Genomic DNA, 15604 nt, shown 5'->3' with positions numbered 1-15604 from the left:
GCGCGCGGCCACGCCCCTGCACGCCCGCGCGCCCGGTCAGACCTTTTCGAGCACCAACGCAATGCCCTGACCCATGCCGATGCACATGGTGCACAGGGCATAACGCCCGCCCGTCGCGTGCAGCCGATTGACCGCGGTCGTGGCCAGCCGGGCGCCAGACGCGCCCAGAGGATGGCCCAGGGCAATCGCGCCGCCCCAGGCATTGACGCGCTCGTCATCGTCGGGCAGGCCCAATTCGCGCAAAACGCCCAAGCCTTGCGCGGCGAAGGCCTCGTTGAGCTCGATCACATCCATCTGTTCCAAAGTGAGTCCGGTCAGCGCCAGCACCTTCTGCACCGCCGGCACCGGCCCCATCCCCATGATGCGCGGCGGCACGCCCGCGACCGCCATGGCCACGATGCGGGCGCGCGGCGCCAGCCCATTGCGGGCGGCGCTACTTTCATCGGCAAGCAACAGCGCGCAAGCGCCATCGTTCAGGCCACTGGCATTGCCTGCGGTCACGGTGCCGTCCGGCCGCACCACGCCCCTCAGGCCTGCCAGCGCTTCCAAAGACGTTTCGCGCGGGTGTTCATCCTTGTCGAAAACCGTCGGGTCTCCTTTCTTGCGCGGGATCACCACGGGCGCGATTTCGCGCGCCAGGTGGCCGGAGCGCTGCGCGGCCACCGCCCTGACCTGGCTGGACAATGCAAAGCGGTCCTGCGCTTCACGCGAAATGCCGAACTGCGCGGCCACGTTCTCCGCCGTTTCTGGCATCGAGTCCGCGCCGTACATGGCCTTCATGCGCGGATTGATGAAGCGCGCGCCCATCGTGGTGTCCCATACTCCGCAGCTGCGGCTGAAGGCCGAGTCCGCTTTCGCCATCACGAATGGGGCGCGGGTCATGCTTTCGACGCCGCCCGCGATAACCAGCCCGGCCTCCTGGCAGCGGATGGCGCGGGCCGCCTGGCCTACCGCTTCCAGGCCGGAACCGCACAGGCGGTTCACGGTCACGCCCGGCAGTTCCACGGGCAGGCCGGCAAGCAGGCTGGCCATATGGGCGACGTTGCGCGTATCTTCGCCGGCCTGGTTGGCGCAGCCATAGATCAGGTCGCTGACCTCATTCCAGTCGACCCCCGGATTGCGCTCGATCAGGGCCCGCAGCGGCACTGCGCCCAGGTCATCGGCGCGCACGCCCGCTAGAGACCCGCCGTAACGGCCGATGGGAGTACGAATGGCGTCGCAAATAAATGCATGGTTCATGGTTTTCACTGATCCAGAATGGGCGAAAGATCAGCCACGTCAAAGCCGTGGCCGGTGGAACGGGCAATCTCTTGCAAATCCTCGACGAGCCGCGCGCGATCCTGCCGCCGGGCCCAGTGCACGGGCCCGCCCAGCCAACGCGGGAAGCCATAACCGAGCACCATGACCACATCGATATCGCTGGCGCGCATGGCGATGCGTTCATGCATGACCCAGGCGGCTTCGTTCACCATGGCCAGCATGGAGCGGCGCTGAATTTCTTCGTCGCCCAGTTCACGCCGCGATATGCCTCGCCGATCGGAGGCGTCCTGGATGATGGAGCGCACCGTTTCGTCGCTCACACGCGGCGCCTTGGCCTCGTCATGCCGGTAATAACCGGCGCCTGTTTTCCTGCCATGACGCCCAAGCTCGCACAGCTTGTCCAGGACGTCGATATAGCGCACGCGGGCGTCCCTGGTGGCGGCTTGCGACTTGCGCATCGCCCATGGAATGTCCAGCCCAGCTAGATCGCCTACCGAGAACGGTCCCATCGCAAAGCCCAAGCGCTCCAGCGCCGTGTCCACCGTTTCAGGCCAAGCGCCGTCTTCCAGCATCATTTCGCACTGCTGGCGGTACACGTTGTAGATGCGATTGCCTATGAAGCCGAAGGCGTTGCCGCAAAGCACAGGCGACTTTTTCAGACGCTTTCCCAGGCTCATGCCGGTTGCGAGCACGTCAGCCGCGGTCGCGCTGCCGCGCACCACCTCCAGCAGCTTCATGACATTGGCCGGGCTGAAGAAGTGCAGGCCCAGCACGTCCGCCGGACGGGAAGTGGCCTGAGCGATCTTGTCCACATCCAGATAGGACGTGTTCGTCGCCAGCACCGCGCCGGGGCGCGCATGCTGGTCGATTATCCGGAACACCTCCTGCTTGACGTCCAACTGCTCGAACACCGCCTCGATCACCAGATCCGCGGCCGCGAGGCGAGTCCAATCCAGCGTGGTCTCCAGCAGCGCGAGCATGCGCTCGCCGTGAGCCGGCAAAGCCTTTCCCGCCGCGACGCGTTCCGCATAGTGCGTCCGGATGCGCGTGCTGCCGCGCTGCAACGCGGCCTCGTCGCGCTCCAGCAGGATGACATTCAAACCCGCCTCCAGCGCGCTGATCGCGATGCCCACTCCCATCGTCCCAGCGCCAACCACTGCCACCGTACCCACCGGCCTTGCCTGGACAGAGGCCAGTTCGGGCACTTTCATCGACTCCCGTTCCGCAAAGAACTGGTGGCGCAGCCCGAAGGCATCGGGCGTAAGCCGGAGTTCCTGGAAATAGCGACGCTCGGCGGCCAGCGCATCCCGCGCGGGCAACCGGGCCGCGTTCCTGATCGACTCGATCGCGGCGACCACTGCCGGCCGCGCCTTGCCAGTCCGCATGGCGGCCTGCGCGGCAGCCTCGACGGCCGCGGCGTCCTCGGTGGGCAAGGGCTCATCCAGGAGATCCCGCTTGCGTCCGCGCATGCTGCGGGCCAGCGCCACCGCCCGGTCTATGAGCCCGTCCTCCACGACTTCATCGACCAGCCCCCATTCCAATGCCTGGGCGGCTGAAAACCGCTCTCCGTTGCAGATGAGCTTGATCGCCCGGGCCAGGCCGGTACGTCGAGGCAGGCGTTGCGTGCCGCCTGCGGCCGGAAGTATGCCCAGCGTCACCTCGGGCAGGCCGACGATGGTGCCTGCCTTGGCTATCCGAGCGTCGCAACCCAACGCCAGTTCGAAGCCGCCTCCCAGAGCGAACCCATGCAAGGCCGCCACAATGGGCTTGCGGCACTGGGCCAATCCGTCTATCACGACGCCCAACAGAGGCTGACGGGAAACCTGATCGCCGAATTCGCGTATATCCGCGCCGGCCACGAAAGTCTTACCGCTGCCGGCGAGCACCCCGCCAACCAGCGTGGGATCCGCATCGAGCTGCTGCACGGCTTCGGCCAAAGCGATGCGCACCTCATGCGAGGTGGCGTTCACTGGAGGATTGTCGATCTGCATCAGCCATACATCACCCACACGCTCCGTGCGGACGGAGTTCTTGATCTGTTCAGTCATTTAGAACCTCTGCAATGCGCAATGCGCGCATGCAAATTTCAGACCAAGGAATCTTCCACCTCAAACGTAGAGCACGGTTCTGACCATATTATGGGCAGCGCAGTGATGCTGCGGCCACGGTATCATGAAGCTTTATCGCCGCGCATGCGCACCGCGCCCCAGCTGCAGCCAGCCATGCATGCCCAGCCCACATCCTGCATAACGCGATGAACCCGTACATCTCGACCGGCATTCTGCTACTAGGCGTTTTCGCCGCCATCGCCTACCGCAGGAAGCGGCAGCGCACGATGGACACTGCCGGCCGGCGCATCGGCAGCGATCTGGTCGCGGGCGGCGCGCTTTACGGCGTGGCCGCGCCGCCAATCGGCGGCGCAGGCGTTGTCATAACCCTGACCGCCCTGACCCGAGATCCCGAGACCCTGCTCATGCTGGTCTACGCCTTGCCCTGGTTCTACATTTTCGGCTTCGTGCCCGCCCTGCTGTGCGGCATCGTGGCTGGCGCGCTGCGGCCGGCGCATCCGTCCTGGCGCGCCTGCGCCGGGATGGCGCTGGTCGGCGCCGTCTATGGCGTCGTCTTCCTGCTCGGCTTCATCTCCCACAACCGGCCATGGCAGGAAGAATTCGGCTTCCCCTTGACCGTAGGCGCCGCGCCCGGCGCGCTCAGCGCCTTCTTGTGCGCGCGCATGCTGTATGGCAAATCGCGCGGCCGCGGCGCATCGGGCAGCGATACGCCACAAGCGGCCTGAGACCAAAACTCGGATACCCCATGGGGCGCATGCGCTGATATCATGACCATGCGCCGCGGCACCGCGGCCGCCCCCAGGGAGGCAAGTATGTTGAAGAAACTGCTGGCATTGGTGTTGGGCTTGGCATTGATGGGCGCGGCGGGCGCGGCGCTGGCCGCCGACAAGGTCGTCTATCACGTCAACGACTCGGCTTCCCAAGCACTTTCCGCGCTGCGCAACATGCGCAACCAGCTGGACACCGCGCCTGACACCACCATCAAGCTGGTGGCCCATGCCGACGGCGTCGACTTCCTGATGACGGACTACAAGGACGCGGCCCAGGTCGGCCCGCTGATCTCGGCCTTGGCCGCGCGCGGCGTGGCCTTCGAAGTCTGCGAGATCACGCTCAAGAACCGCAAGCTGGGCAAGGATACCTTCGTGATGGAAGCGGACTTCACGCCGTCCGGCGTGGTCCGCATCACCCGCCTGCAACAGGAAGGCTACGCCTACATCAAGCCCTGATTGCCGGCCACGCCCTTGACCGAGGGCTGATTGGGACTTACCTGGCCTATCGTCTTGCGGTCACGCAGGTAGGTCGCCACCACATCCCAAATGGGCTCGCCATTGGCACCTTCAGCCACCGGCGCCCAGCCTGCCACCTTGTACTGCTTGTCGGCCTGGACCGGCGAGCCGCCCAGGCGCATGTCGCTGATCCGCGCCCCCGCCGCGCCCGCCGGATCGATCGCATATTGCAAACCGCCCACGCGCACCATGTCTCCGCCCTGCTGGTAGTACGGATCCGGGTTGAACAGATTGTCGGCCACGTCCTCCAGGATGGTCTTGAGGGTGGCGCCGCTCATCTGCGTCACGGTGGTATGGGGATAGGTGATGGCGGTCTGGTCCAGCACGTTTTCCATCGTGATCGCCTGGCCCGGCAGCAGGCTGGTGCCCCAGCGGAATCCGGGCGAAAAGGCGATCTCCGCGCCCTTGACCTGCATCAGCGCATCCAGGATCACCTGGTCGAAGGTGCCGTTGAAATTGCCGCGCCGGTAGAGGGTTTCCTCGGTGGTGGCCAAAGGCTGTGACAGCTTTTGCGCATAGGGCGCGCGGATGCGCTCGACCAGCTCCGCCATGGCGGGGTCCGCCGGCAGATACTGGGCGAACACCGGCATCAGCGTGTAGCGGAAGTCGGCCACCTTGCCGTCCTTTACATCGAAATCCAGCACGCCGAGGAATTTTCCGTTGCTGCCGGCATTGGTGACCAGCGTCTTGCCGCCGGCGTTCTGCACCGCCACCGGCGCGGGCACGCCGTCATGCGTATGGCCGCCCAGGATCGCGTCCAGGCCGCGCACGCGGGACGCCAGCTTCAGGTCCACATCCATGCCGTTGTGCGACAACAGCACCACGGCCTGCGCGCCCTTGCCGCGCACCTCGTCTATGGTTTCCTGCAGCCGCTGTTCCTGGATGCCGAAGGTCCAATCCGGCACCATGTAGCGCGGGTTGGCGATCGGCGTATAGGGAAAGGCCTGGCCGATCACGGCCAGCGGCACGCCGTTCATTTCACGCATGGAATAAGGAGCGAACACCGCGTCGCCGAAATCGCTGGTCTCGACGTTCTGCGCCAGGAACTCGACCTTGCCTTTCAGGTCCTTCTCCAGGACTTCCTGCACGCGGTCGGCGCCCAGCGTGAATTCCCAATGCGCCGTCATCATGTCCACGCCCAGCAGCAGGCAGGCATCCACCATGTCCTGCCCGCGGGTCCAGAGCGCGGTGCCCGACCCTTGCCAGGTATCACCGCCGTCCAGCAGCAACGCGCCCGGCCGCGTGGCCTTCAGCCGCTTGATCAGCGTGGCCAAGTGGGCGAAGCCGCCGACCTTCCCGTACTGTCCCGCGGCCTGGGCGAAGTCCAGGCAGGTGAAGGCATAGGCCTGGGCCGAGCCCGGCGCGATGCCATAGGCCTTGAGCAGATGTTCGCCCACCAGATGCGGCGCGCGTCCCGCAGACTGCCCGATGCCCAGATTGACGCTGGGCTCGCGGAAATAGAGCGGCATGAGCTGCGCATGGCAATCGGTGAAATGCAGGAAGTGCACATTGCCGAAGGCGGGCGTGTCGTAGAACGCCTGCGCCGCCTGCGCCGCCGCTCGCGGATGGTGCGACAGGCCCATGCCGCCGGCGGAGGCGACCGCCAGCATCTGAAGAAACTCGCGTCGATTGATCATCGGTCCAACCGTGGAAGAGGGAGGGATGCGCTCAGGAGCGCGGCGTGGCGTGGCGCAGCAGTTCGAGCACGTCTTCCTCGAACATCTCGCCGGGTATGGCCTCGAGCAGCTTGCCGTTCGCGTCCAGCACGAAGATCTCTGGAATGACGCGGCGCTTGCCGAATACCGCCCGCAGCGCCTCGTTGTCCATGGCCACGCCAAAGGTGTAGCCATGCTTGGCGATGTAGTCGCGCGCGGCCTGCTCATCCCGGTCGATGCTGACCGTCAGGATGCGCAGGCCCTTGTCGCGCGCCGCGTCGGTGAGCTTCTGCAGATGCGGATTCTGCCGCGCGCAGTAGGGACACCAGGAAGCCCAGTACTCCACCACCAGCGGCTTGCCCGCGAAATCGGTGGTGGACAGCCGGGTGCCGTCCAGCAGCTGCACGTCCGGCATCACCAGCTTGTCCCCCACCTTGGGCGGCGCCTGGGCATGGGCCGCCGCCGCGGCCAGCATGCCCGCGGCCAGCAGCAAGCGGCCGTATCTGGAAACAGCGTTCATGCGTCCTCCGCGCGTGGCAGGGTTCAAGGCTTGGCCTGGTCGTCGTTGACGGCGGATTGCGGATCCAGCAGCAGCGCCATCACGTCCTTGAGCTGCTGTTCCGTCAGAATGCCGGCCGCGCCGAAGCGCGGCATGTTGGAACAAGGCATGGTGGCGTGCGAGTCGTAGATCTTGTTCCAGGTGTAGGCGACCATTTCCTTGCCATTGCCGCGCAGCTTGCCGTACTGGTAGAGCGACGGGCCGATGTTGCCAAACGAAATCTCAGCCTTGGTCATCTGGTGGCAGGCATAGCAATTGCCGCCATTGATCGTCTTGGCCGTATCCGAGAACTGCAAGCCGCGGCCGTTCTGGGCCACTTTCTCGCCCTGCCGCCAATCGCCGATGTAGTTGCCGTCGGCAGGCGGCTTGACGTTGGCGGCGGCTTCCTGCGTGATCTTCAGGGCCGTTTCCGCGGGCATCTCGCCGCCTGCATCAGCGATCGAACAGGCCCGCTGCATGGTCGACTGATCGATCCGGTCCAGCTTGGCGAGGCCGCGCTCGACGAAGGAATCCTTCAGCTCGGCCACCAGCGCCTGGTGATCGACAACCGCCTTCGGCGCCGGCTGCTGCGCTGCGGCGTTCGCCGCCAGGAACAAGCCCAAGGCCGCCAGGCCGGGCCGGGTCGTGCGTATCTTGCGCATGATTCCCCCTTTACCGTTTGATGGCCGGGGCCATCATCTGGCCGCCGTTGGCGTTGACACCCAGGAATACGGTCAGGTCCACCGACGCGTCCGAACCGTATTTCAGCAACGGCATGCGCTGCTGGCGGAAGCAGTCCTGCAGGCGCCATTGCATCGACCGCAATGCACCTTGCGACACGCGATAGGCCGGCCAGCTGGCGAAAGCCGCGCGCGCGGGCTCCTGCTTGGTCAGGTTGGGCAGGTCCTGCAGCCGGATGCGCTTGTTGTCGCCGGTGTGACAGGACGCACAGGAGAAGTCGTACGGACCGCCGCGGTAGTAGAAGATGTCGCGGCCGCGCGCGTAGGCCGCCTGCTCCTTGGGATGGGTCTGCGGCACGGCGATCTTCATGCCGCGCGACATGCCGGCCACATACGCCACCAGCGCCTCGATATCGGTGGAGTATTGCCCGTCGCCCGAAAATGGTTTCTTGGTGACATCGGCGGCTTCCATGCCTTGCAGCTGCACCATGCAATAGACCAGGCGGCTCTCCAGGTCCATGACGCGCCCGGCATCCTCGAAGTAGCGCGGCAGCTGGGCATACGCCCCCTTGACCACGCCGGCGCCCTGGCCCAGGTCGCATTTTTCCAGCGAGGCGTTCTTAGGCCCGCGGCTTTCCTTCCACAGGTCCTCCCCCGTCATCTCGATCAGCTCGGCCGGATTGCCGTCGGCCAGCATTTCGCGGTACTGCGCAATGCCCTGCGCCGTGTCCTGCTCGGTCGCGGCCGCGGCGAACTTCGCACCAGCCAGCGCGAAACCGGCCAGCGCACAAGCGGCGGCCATGCGTTTCCTATCCATGTATGTCTCCTCACGCGGTTGCCCTGCCGGCCTTGCGTGCCGACGGGCGTTTATTGTTTGTCCGCCTTCCTTCACACATCCGAAACGCTAAGTCACCGTGGTGGTGTCCGTGCGGGTCGCGCCTTCACTGTCTTTCCACGTCACGCTGACCTTGTCGCCCTTGGCGCCGCCCTTGAACTTGAACGACAGGAACGGGTCGCGCGACACCGCCGGCCCCCATTGCGCCGCGAGCACCACCTTGTCGCCGTTTTTCACCACGACGTCCTGGATGAAATGCGCCGGCACCACTTTGCCTTCGGCGTCCTTGCGCTGCCCGGTTTCCATGATGTGGCTCATCAGGACCTTCACCTCGATCACGCCGTCTTTCTCCGCGGCGCGGATCCGCATCGGCCTTGCTTCCATGTGCTGTCTCCTTGATTGCTCGTAGCCGGTGCGCGCATCAACCGCCGCAGCCGCCCAGGGTCACCTTGATTTCCTTGTGCGCCGTGTAGTACTTGCCGTCGGCCTTGACCAGCGCGTACACGTCCGAGGTCTGGCCCATCTTCACGCGGGTCGCCACCTCGGGTTCGGTGCCCGCGGGGAGCGTGAAACTGGCGGCCAGGGCGTTCGGGTTCTTGGTGACCAGGATGGAGATCTGCTCGGTGTTGGGCAGCTTGCTGACCGCCCCCACCGGCACCACCGCGCCGTTCTCGGCGATATCGGGGGCCACCAGTGTGATCTGGTCGCTGGCGACGGCGTCGCCTCCGCCCAGCGCCTTGATCACGTCCTGCATGCTCTTGGCGTCGAAGGCCTGCTTGTTCCAATCGGCCTGCACCGCCCAGGCCTGACTGGGCCTCAGCAGGCCCGCCGCAACGGCCAGGCTGAGCACCGTGCCCAGGCCGACCACCTTGCGTCGCTGCCGATCGATGTGTTGTTGCGTCATAGCCGTCTCCTCTCTCCCTGAGTTTTCAACCCGGCGCGGGTGCGCCGGCCAGAATCCAGTCCACGATGCGTTTCAGGTCGTCGTCGCTCACGCCCGGGTTCGGCGGCATCGGCATGGCGCCCCAGACGCCGCCGCCGCCCTTGCGGATCTTCTGCGCCAGCATGGCGTGCGCGTCGGCATTGCCGCCGTACTTGGCCGCCACGTCGCGATAGCTCGGCCCGATCATCTTGCGATCGGCGGCGTGGCAGGCGACGCAGGTGCCCGACGTGGCCAGGCGCGCGCCCGCCAGGTCCGCGCCCGCCGGCTTGGCCGGCGCAGGCGCGGCCGCTGGCGGCGCCTCGACGGCCGACGAAGCGATGGTCTGGCTGGCGTGCAGGCGCACGGCGTCGGCATTGCTGCCCGCGGCTCCGGCCAAGGGTGGCGCCAGCGTGTTGGCGCCTCGCACCGGGCCGATCAGGCGGTTCTGCGCCGCGATGTCGCCATGGGCGTTGCGCGCGTAGTCCGGCAGTTCGGACGTGACCTTGACGGTCTCGACGCAATTGCTCATGCACGCCGTGTTCTGCGTATCGGGCTTATCCCCAGGCAGCCACATGCCATGCTCGCGCGTCATGCCGTTGCGGTTGGGCATGCGCGCCTGCACTTCGGCGATGTTCTTGTCGGACAGCTCGAAATCCTCGGGCACGATTTCGCCCAGGTTCAGCAGGTAGGCCGTGACGGCATAGACCTCGTCCGGCGACAGGGTCTTGGGCTGGTCCCAAGGCATGGCGCGATGGATGTAGTCCCACAGCGTGGAGACGGTGCTGACCTTCATCAACGTGGTGCGCTGCGGCTGGGAATTGCCGGCCAGCGCCGCCACGCGCCCGCTGCGGATGTCATCGGCGGTAGTGCCTCCGACGATGGGCGTGAAGACCTCGTTGCTTTCGCCAAAACTGCCATGGCAGGACGCGCACTTGCCTTCCCAGATATCGCCGCCGCGCAACACCGTGCCGCTGCCAGGCGGCAGGCCCTTGAAATCCGGCCGCACGTCGATATCCCAGGCCGCCACTTCCGCCACGGTGGCATCGCGGCCCACGCCCGGGAATTTCTCCGCCGCGCCTGCGCCCGGGGCCAGCATCGCCAGCCCCAGGCCCGTACAGGCCAATGCGGCACGCAGGCTATTCAACGTGGACATTGCTCACCTCTCCGCTCTCGGCCACCCGCCACGATTGAATGCCGTTGTTGTGATAGATGGAGCGCGTGCCGCGCACTTCGCGCAGCTGGCCCGAACGCGGCTGGACGTAGCCGGTCTCGTCCTGGGCGCGGCTTTGCAGGATGACGGGCGAGCCGTCCCAGACCCAGTCGATGTTGAAGCGCGTCAGACTCTTGGTCAGGACCGGCCCTTCCAGCCGCGCCGTGCGCCAGTTGCGTCCGCCATCGACGGACACGTCGACCTGCTTGACCTTGCCGCGACCCGACCAGGCCAGGCCGGAGATATTGCAGAAGCCTTTGTCCAGCAACACCTGTCCGCCCGACGGCGTGGTGATGACGGACTTGCACTCCTGGATCGAGGTGTACTGGCGGTGCTGCCCCCCGGGGATCAGGTCCACGTAGTGGATGGTCTCGTCCTTGGCGTTCCAGGGCTGGTCGCCGACTTCGATGCGGCGCAGCCATTTGACCCACGACACGCCCTGCACGCCCGGCACCACCAGGCGCAGCGGGTAGCCGTTCTCGGGCCGCAACATTTCGCCGTTCATGCCCCAGGCCACGATCACGTCGTCCAGCGCCGCCTCCATCGAGATGGTGCGCGTCATGCTGGAGCCATCTGCGCCTTCGGCCAGCACAAACTTGCCGCGCTTGAGGTCGGCGCCGCAGTCGTCCAGCAGCGCGGAAAGCGGCACGCCGGTGAACTCGCAACAGGACAGCATGCCGTGGGTGTACTGCACCGTCGGAACCGCCGCATTGCCCCATTCCGGGCCGCTATTGGCGCCGCATTCGATGAAGTGGATGCGCGATACGGACGGCAGGCGCATCAGGTCGTCCATGGTGTAGACCTTCGGCTTCGCCACCAGGCCATTGATCATGAAGCGGTGCTGCGCCGGGTCGATGTCCACCCAGCCCTGATGGTGGCGCTCGAAATGCAGCCCGTTGGGCGTGATGATGCCGAACAGGCCCTGCAAGGGAGCAAAGGCGACCGAGGAGGCCGGCACCCGGGTCAGGCCCGGCGACTGGCGCCGCTGCAGGTTCGCTTCGTATTTCGACGGCACGCCATAGGGCAGCGCGGCGACCGGCTGCCCCAGCGACATCGTCCAGGGCCGCGGCGTCAAGATCATCTCGTCGCCGCCGCTGGCCTTCTGGGCCAGCGCATTGCCCGTCAAGCCGGCGGCCAACGCGGCGCCCGCCGTCTGGAAGCTGCGCAGCAAGAAACCTCGCCGGGCGTCGTCCAGGCCATTACGGGCGATGTCCTGTGCCAGATCGGCGGACACGAAATTCTCGGGCGCCTTGCGCAGGCGCCCCACTTTTGCCTCTCGATCCACCTTTCTCCTCCGTGGGCGTCGCCCGGCTTCTATATTTTTTGTAGTTATATGCAAATTATCTTTGCACATAAAGAAGCCGATTGGCACGCTGCGCCGCAACACCTGGCGGCGGCTGCACGGTCAAACGGGGCAATCAGCCCAGCATGTCGCCCCAGATTGCCTGGGCCCAGGCCTGAGCATCAGGAGTTTCCCTAGCGTTGGGTTCAGCCGACAATCCGCCGGCCCCGGCAACCGGCAACATGGTCTTCGCCGCGGCGTCGTAGCGGTGCACGCTGGCCACGTGCATGACCTCGCGGTCGGAGGTGTAGCTGTAGCAGGTGTTGGCATACAGCGGCAGCGGATTGACGCTGCCGCCGGTAAGCAAGGCCAGCACGGCCGCGGCGCAGGTCTTGCCATGCTGGTTGGCCATGTGACCGGACTTGGGCATGGCCGGGGCAACCTGGATCGCATCGCCCAGCACATGGATGCCCGGCACGGCCAGCGATTCGAATGTCAGGAAATCCACCTCGCACCAGGCGCCATTGGCCGTAGCCAGGCCGGAGTCCGCGGCGATGGCCGCGGCGCGCATCGGCGGCACCACGTTCAGCACGTCCGCCCGCACGGTCTCGCCCAGTTCGAACTGCACGCTCAAGCCCGCGGCATCCACCGCGACCGCCTCGAACTGCGGGGTGTATTCGATGTAGTTCGCGTAGGAATCGGCCCAGGCGCGGCGGAACAGCGCAGCCTTGGACGTGATGTCGGCATTGGCGTCGAAGACCAACACCTTGGAACGCGGCTTGTGCCGCTTGAAGTACCACGCCACCTGGCAGGCTCGCTCGTACGGGGCGGGCGGGCAGCGGTAAGGCGCCAGCGGGATGGTCAGCACGTAGATACCCCCGTCCGGCATCGCCTCCAGCTGGCGCCGCAAGGCCTCGGTCTGCGCGCCCGCCTTCCAGGCATGCAACACGAGTTCTCGCGCGCCTGGCGCGTCCATGCCTTCGATCCGCTGCCACTGCATGTCCACGCCGGGCGAGAGTATCAGCCGGTCATACGACAGCCGCTCGCCGCTCGCCAGGCGGACCTGCCGGGCCGCGGCATCGATGGTGAGGGCCCGGTCGCGCAGCAGGCGTACCCCGTGGCGCGACAATCCGTCCCGCGCAACCGTGATATCGGCCATGGACTTGCTGCCGCCCAGCACCAGATTCGATAGCGGACAGGAGACAAAAGCCGGGTTCTCATCGACCAGCGTGACGTCGACGGCACCCGCGCCCAGCAAGCGCAAGTAGCGCGCAGCGGTGGCGCCGCCATAGCCCCCGCCCACCACCACCACATGCGGCTTGGCGGCGCGCGCGATGGGCGCCGCGGCCAGGGCTGCGCCCATCGCCGCGCCCAGCAAGATGCTGCGCCGCTTCATGGGGTCGCCGCCTTGGGTTGCGCGGCGAACCAGCCGGCGATGCGGACAATCTCGGCGTCGCTATAGCCTCGCGCGATCTGGCCCATGACGCTGCCGTCGGACGCCGTTTCCGCGAGCGCGCGCATGCGTGTAGCGATCCAGTCGGCAGGGCGCCCCTCCAGCGGTGGGATTGCCGCCGCCGACCGCGTAGCGGGCGCATGACAGGTGAGGCAGGCGGCTGCCCAAGCTTGCGCCTGCACGTCCAGGTCCGCGGCCAGCGATGGCGCGCTCCAGGAGACGGCCAGCAACGCACAGGCGAGCGCGACGGGCAGGGGTGCGCCGGGTTGTGGACGAAACCGCAGGGCAAGCATGCCGAGGACCGCTCCCGTGGACGTTGGCCCGCAAGCAGACCGGAATGGCGGCGGGCAAGGCTACGCGCTGCCGCCCTCCCGCCGGGGACGCCCAGTATGTCCTCGACTACGCCGCGCGCGCAAGCGCCCTCACAGCGTCACGCCCGCGGCTTCGATCACGTGCTTCCATTTCTTCTGTTCACGCGCGATCCGCGCCCGCAATTCATCAGGCGTATCGGTCAGCACGGTGTATCCCATTTCGACGATGCGGGCCTGCGTTGCGGGTTCGGCCAGCGCCGCCCGGAAAACGTCGGCCAGCCCCGCAGCGACCTGCGGCGGGGTGCCGGCGGGCGCGAGCACGTAGTTGATCGCGCCAGATTCAAACCCCGGCAATGACGCCGCGATGGTGGGAACACCCGGCAACACCGGATGCGGCTCGGCGCTGCCCGTACCCAGGACGCGCAATGCGCCCGACCGGATGTGCGGCAGCACGGTGGATATCGTGTCGATGGTCAGCTGAACCCGGCCAGCGATCAGGTCCGCCATGGCGGGCGCGCTGCCGCGATATGGCACGTGGGTCATCTCCACCCCCGCCATCATCTTGAACATCTCGCCCGACAGATGCGAACTGGAACCCAGTCCGGAACTGGAGAAATTCAATTGGCGAGGCTCCTTCTTTGCCAGCGCGATCAGTTCGGCGACAGTCCTGGCCGGCACATCGGGATGCACCACCAGCACGTTCGGCGCCTCGAACAATGGCCCCGCCGGCACGAAGGTGTCGGGGTTGTAGGGCAAGGACTTGAAAAGATAGGGATTGGTCAGCTGCGTGCCAGGCGTGGCCATCAGCAGCGTATAGCCGTCCGGCGTGGCCTTGGCCACGAAGTCGGCCGCGATCACGCCTCCGCCGCCTGGTTTGTTCTCGACGATCATGGTTTGACCCAGCAAGCGCGTGGCTGGTTCGCTGACCAACCTGGCGAACACATCGGACGCGCCGCCCGCGGCGAAGGGAACGATGAAGCGGACCGGGCGCTCCGGCCTCCAAGCCCCGGCCGCTCGCCCGATCGAGGGTAGCCCGGTCTGAGCGAGCGCCGCCCAGGCGCCCAATCCGACACATACTTTGCGCCGCATGTTCATTGTGTTGTCTCCTTGGCTGGCGCGGCCCGCCTGGCGCGGCACCGTTGTTTTGTTATCCGGATAAGGCGGGTCATCATCCGCGCTCCGTTCGCCGTATCTTATGCAAGCTCTCCTGGCTGCGCGCACCGTGAAAACGCATACCTGAATTGCCGAAATTGGCAGTAAGCAGAGGCGGCCCACCGCCAGCCCCCTGCGCTAAGCTGGAAAACACACAACCCAAAAAAGGAGGGGGACCATGGGGCGCTTCGACAACAGGATCGTGCTGATAACCGGGGCGGCCCGCGGCCAGGGCGCGGAAGAAGCCCGGCGCTGGGTCGATGACGGCGGCTTTGTCTTCATTGCCGATGTGGACGACGGCGCGGGGCAGGCACTGGCCGCGATGCTGGGCGCCAACGCGGAATATCTGCACCTGGATGTCTCGAACGAGGACGGCTGGGCCGCAGCGATGACTGCCATCGAAAGCCGAGGCCCCTTGAGCGGACTGGTCAACAATGCGGCGATCTACCAGCCACAGCCCTTGGAGCAGACCTCGGTCGAATCCTTCGACCGGCACATGCAGATAAACCTGCGCGGCAGCTTTCTGGGTATGAAGCACGGGGCGCACGCGATGACCCGCGCCGGCGGCGGGTCCATCGTCAATATTTCGTCCACCGCCGGGCTGCGCGCTTCTCCCGGATCGTTTGCCTACAGCGCGACCAAATGGGGCCTGCGCGGCATGACACTGTCCGCGGCGGCAAGCCTGGCGGCGCATGGGATACGCGTGAACGCGGTGTACCCCGGCCCGATAGACACGGACATGCTGAAGGTGCGCTCCGCCGACCAATTGGCCGAACGCGTCAAGCGCGTTCCGCTGGGCCGCATGGGCACGGCGGGCGAAGTCGCCGCGATGGTGCTTTTCCTGCTGTCCGACGACAGCTCCTACATGACTGGCGCGGAAATCACGGTGGATGGCGGCGTAACGCTCTAGGCCACGGACTGGCGCAGGCTGGTATAGACTCGAAATCCGCT

At 66.3% G+C, this 15604-nt stretch carries 16 protein-coding genes; 3 read left to right on the top strand and 13 right to left on the bottom strand.

Annotated elements, in window-relative coordinates; translation table 11 throughout:
* Positions 1 to 36 precede the first annotated feature (36 nt).
* Both pcaF and FOC84_RS18870 read right to left on the bottom strand, forming a co-directional pair.
* Positions 37 to 1239, bottom strand: a complete 1203-nt coding sequence (gene pcaF, locus FOC84_RS18875) for a 3-oxoadipyl-CoA thiolase (RefSeq protein ID WP_173145764.1) — start codon at positions 1237 to 1239, stop codon at positions 37 to 39.
* Between the two features lie 5 nt (positions 1240 to 1244).
* Positions 1245 to 3308: a 3-hydroxyacyl-CoA dehydrogenase NAD-binding domain-containing protein gene (locus FOC84_RS18870; protein ID WP_254241708.1), complete on the bottom strand. Its 2064-nt coding sequence runs from the start codon at positions 3306 to 3308 to the stop codon at positions 1245 to 1247.
* A gap of 206 nt (positions 3309 to 3514) precedes the next feature.
* Between FOC84_RS18870 and FOC84_RS18865 the strand changes: the two genes are divergently transcribed.
* Both FOC84_RS18865 and FOC84_RS18860 read left to right on the top strand, forming a co-directional pair.
* Positions 3515 to 4054, top strand: coding sequence for a hypothetical protein (locus FOC84_RS18865; RefSeq protein WP_173145763.1), 540 nt, complete (start codon positions 3515 to 3517; stop codon positions 4052 to 4054).
* 87 nt (positions 4055 to 4141) lie between these two features.
* Positions 4142 to 4555 carry a DsrE family protein gene (locus FOC84_RS18860; protein WP_173145762.1) on the top strand — a complete coding sequence of 138 codons (414 nt, stop codon included), beginning with the start codon at positions 4142 to 4144 and terminating at the stop codon, positions 4553 to 4555.
* On the opposite strand, the gene soxB is transcribed toward FOC84_RS18860, so the two are convergent.
* The 11 genes from soxB to FOC84_RS18805 form a co-directional block, all read right to left on the bottom strand.
* Positions 4540 to 6249 (bottom strand): thiosulfohydrolase SoxB, encoded by a 1710-nt coding sequence (soxB, locus tag FOC84_RS18855; protein ID WP_173150258.1) that lies wholly within the window; start codon positions 6247 to 6249, stop codon positions 4540 to 4542. The two genes, FOC84_RS18860 and soxB, sit on opposite strands and share 16 nt — an antisense overlap.
* 34 nt (positions 6250 to 6283) lie before the next feature.
* Positions 6284 to 6790 (bottom strand): TlpA family protein disulfide reductase, encoded by a 507-nt coding sequence (locus tag FOC84_RS18850; RefSeq protein WP_173145761.1) that lies wholly within the window; start codon positions 6788 to 6790, stop codon positions 6284 to 6286.
* A gap of 23 nt (positions 6791 to 6813) precedes the next feature.
* Positions 6814 to 7470 (bottom strand): sulfur oxidation c-type cytochrome SoxX, encoded by a 657-nt coding sequence (gene soxX, locus FOC84_RS18845; RefSeq protein ID WP_173145760.1) that lies wholly within the window; start codon positions 7468 to 7470, stop codon positions 6814 to 6816.
* A 10-nt stretch (positions 7471 to 7480) separates the two neighbouring features.
* Positions 7481 to 8305 carry a sulfur oxidation c-type cytochrome SoxA gene (gene soxA / locus FOC84_RS18840; RefSeq protein WP_173145759.1) on the bottom strand — a complete coding sequence of 275 codons (825 nt, stop codon included), beginning with the start codon at positions 8303 to 8305 and terminating at the stop codon, positions 7481 to 7483.
* 87 nt (positions 8306 to 8392) lie between these two features.
* Entirely contained in the window at positions 8393 to 8707 is a 315-nt protein-coding gene (soxZ, locus tag FOC84_RS18835; RefSeq protein ID WP_013396030.1) for a thiosulfate oxidation carrier complex protein SoxZ, read from the bottom strand.
* Between the two features lie 37 nt (positions 8708 to 8744).
* On the bottom strand, positions 8745 to 9212 hold the full coding sequence (gene soxY, locus FOC84_RS18830; RefSeq protein ID WP_041656212.1) for a thiosulfate oxidation carrier protein SoxY: 468 nt from the start codon (positions 9210 to 9212) through the stop codon (positions 8745 to 8747).
* Positions 9213 to 9252: 40 nt separating this feature from the next.
* Positions 9253 to 10398, bottom strand: coding sequence for a c-type cytochrome (locus tag FOC84_RS18825; protein WP_173145758.1), 1146 nt, complete (start codon positions 10396 to 10398; stop codon positions 9253 to 9255).
* Positions 10382 to 11740: a sulfite dehydrogenase gene (gene soxC, locus FOC84_RS18820; protein WP_173145757.1), complete on the bottom strand. Its 1359-nt coding sequence runs from the start codon at positions 11738 to 11740 to the stop codon at positions 10382 to 10384. The genes FOC84_RS18825 and soxC overlap by 17 nt, the downstream gene beginning before the upstream one ends.
* Before the next feature lie 133 nt (positions 11741 to 11873).
* Complete coding sequence (locus FOC84_RS18815) at positions 11874 to 13133, bottom strand: NAD(P)/FAD-dependent oxidoreductase (protein ID WP_173145756.1); 1260 nt, start codon at positions 13131 to 13133, stop codon at positions 11874 to 11876.
* Positions 13130 to 13483 (bottom strand): c-type cytochrome, encoded by a 354-nt coding sequence (locus FOC84_RS18810; RefSeq protein WP_254241707.1) that lies wholly within the window; start codon positions 13481 to 13483, stop codon positions 13130 to 13132. The genes FOC84_RS18815 and FOC84_RS18810 overlap by 4 nt, the downstream gene beginning before the upstream one ends.
* Positions 13484 to 13612: 129 nt before the next feature.
* Positions 13613 to 14590: a Bug family tripartite tricarboxylate transporter substrate binding protein gene (locus FOC84_RS18805; protein WP_173145755.1), complete on the bottom strand. Its 978-nt coding sequence runs from the start codon at positions 14588 to 14590 to the stop codon at positions 13613 to 13615.
* A gap of 241 nt (positions 14591 to 14831) precedes the next feature.
* Between FOC84_RS18805 and FOC84_RS18800 the strand changes: the two genes are divergently transcribed.
* Complete coding sequence (locus FOC84_RS18800; RefSeq protein WP_173145754.1) at positions 14832 to 15563, top strand: SDR family NAD(P)-dependent oxidoreductase; 732 nt, start codon at positions 14832 to 14834, stop codon at positions 15561 to 15563.
* Positions 15564 to 15604: the final 41 nt, after the last annotated feature.

This window comes from Achromobacter pestifer (assembly GCF_013267355.1).
Taxonomy (GTDB): Bacteria; Pseudomonadota; Gammaproteobacteria; order Burkholderiales; family Burkholderiaceae_B; genus Achromobacter; species Achromobacter pestifer_A.
The sequence above is the reverse complement of the archived record's forward strand: the minus strand, read 5'-3'. Positions and strand labels throughout refer to the sequence as shown.

Excerpts from the sequence above, each read along its gene's own strand:
- pcaF (WP_173145764.1), bottom strand. The coding sequence starts at position 1,239 with ATGAACCATGCATTTATTTGCGACGCCATTCGTACTCCCATCGGCCGT.
- FOC84_RS18870 (WP_254241708.1), bottom strand. The coding sequence starts at position 3,308 with ATGACTGAACAGATCAAGAACTCCGTCCGCACGGAGCGTGTGGGTGAT.
- FOC84_RS18865 (WP_173145763.1), top strand. The coding sequence starts at position 3,515 with ATGAACCCGTACATCTCGACCGGCATTCTGCTACTAGGCGTTTTCGCC.
- FOC84_RS18860 (WP_173145762.1), top strand. The coding sequence starts at position 4,142 with ATGTTGAAGAAACTGCTGGCATTGGTGTTGGGCTTGGCATTGATGGGC.
- FOC84_RS18850 (WP_173145761.1), bottom strand. The coding sequence starts at position 6,790 with ATGAACGCTGTTTCCAGATACGGCCGCTTGCTGCTGGCCGCGGGCATG.
- soxX (WP_173145760.1), bottom strand. The coding sequence starts at position 7,470 with ATGCGCAAGATACGCACGACCCGGCCCGGCCTGGCGGCCTTGGGCTTG.
- soxA (WP_173145759.1), bottom strand. The coding sequence starts at position 8,305 with ATGGATAGGAAACGCATGGCCGCCGCTTGTGCGCTGGCCGGTTTCGCG.
- soxZ (WP_013396030.1), bottom strand. The coding sequence starts at position 8,707 with ATGGAAGCAAGGCCGATGCGGATCCGCGCCGCGGAGAAAGACGGCGTG.
- FOC84_RS18825 (WP_173145758.1), bottom strand. The coding sequence starts at position 10,398 with ATGTCCACGTTGAATAGCCTGCGTGCCGCATTGGCCTGTACGGGCCTG.
- FOC84_RS18815 (WP_173145756.1), bottom strand. The coding sequence starts at position 13,133 with ATGAAGCGGCGCAGCATCTTGCTGGGCGCGGCGATGGGCGCAGCCCTG.
- FOC84_RS18810 (WP_254241707.1), bottom strand. The coding sequence starts at position 13,483 with ATGCTTGCCCTGCGGTTTCGTCCACAACCCGGCGCACCCCTGCCCGTC.
- FOC84_RS18805 (WP_173145755.1), bottom strand. The coding sequence starts at position 14,590 with ATGCGGCGCAAAGTATGTGTCGGATTGGGCGCCTGGGCGGCGCTCGCT.
- FOC84_RS18800 (WP_173145754.1), top strand. The coding sequence starts at position 14,832 with ATGGGGCGCTTCGACAACAGGATCGTGCTGATAACCGGGGCGGCCCGC.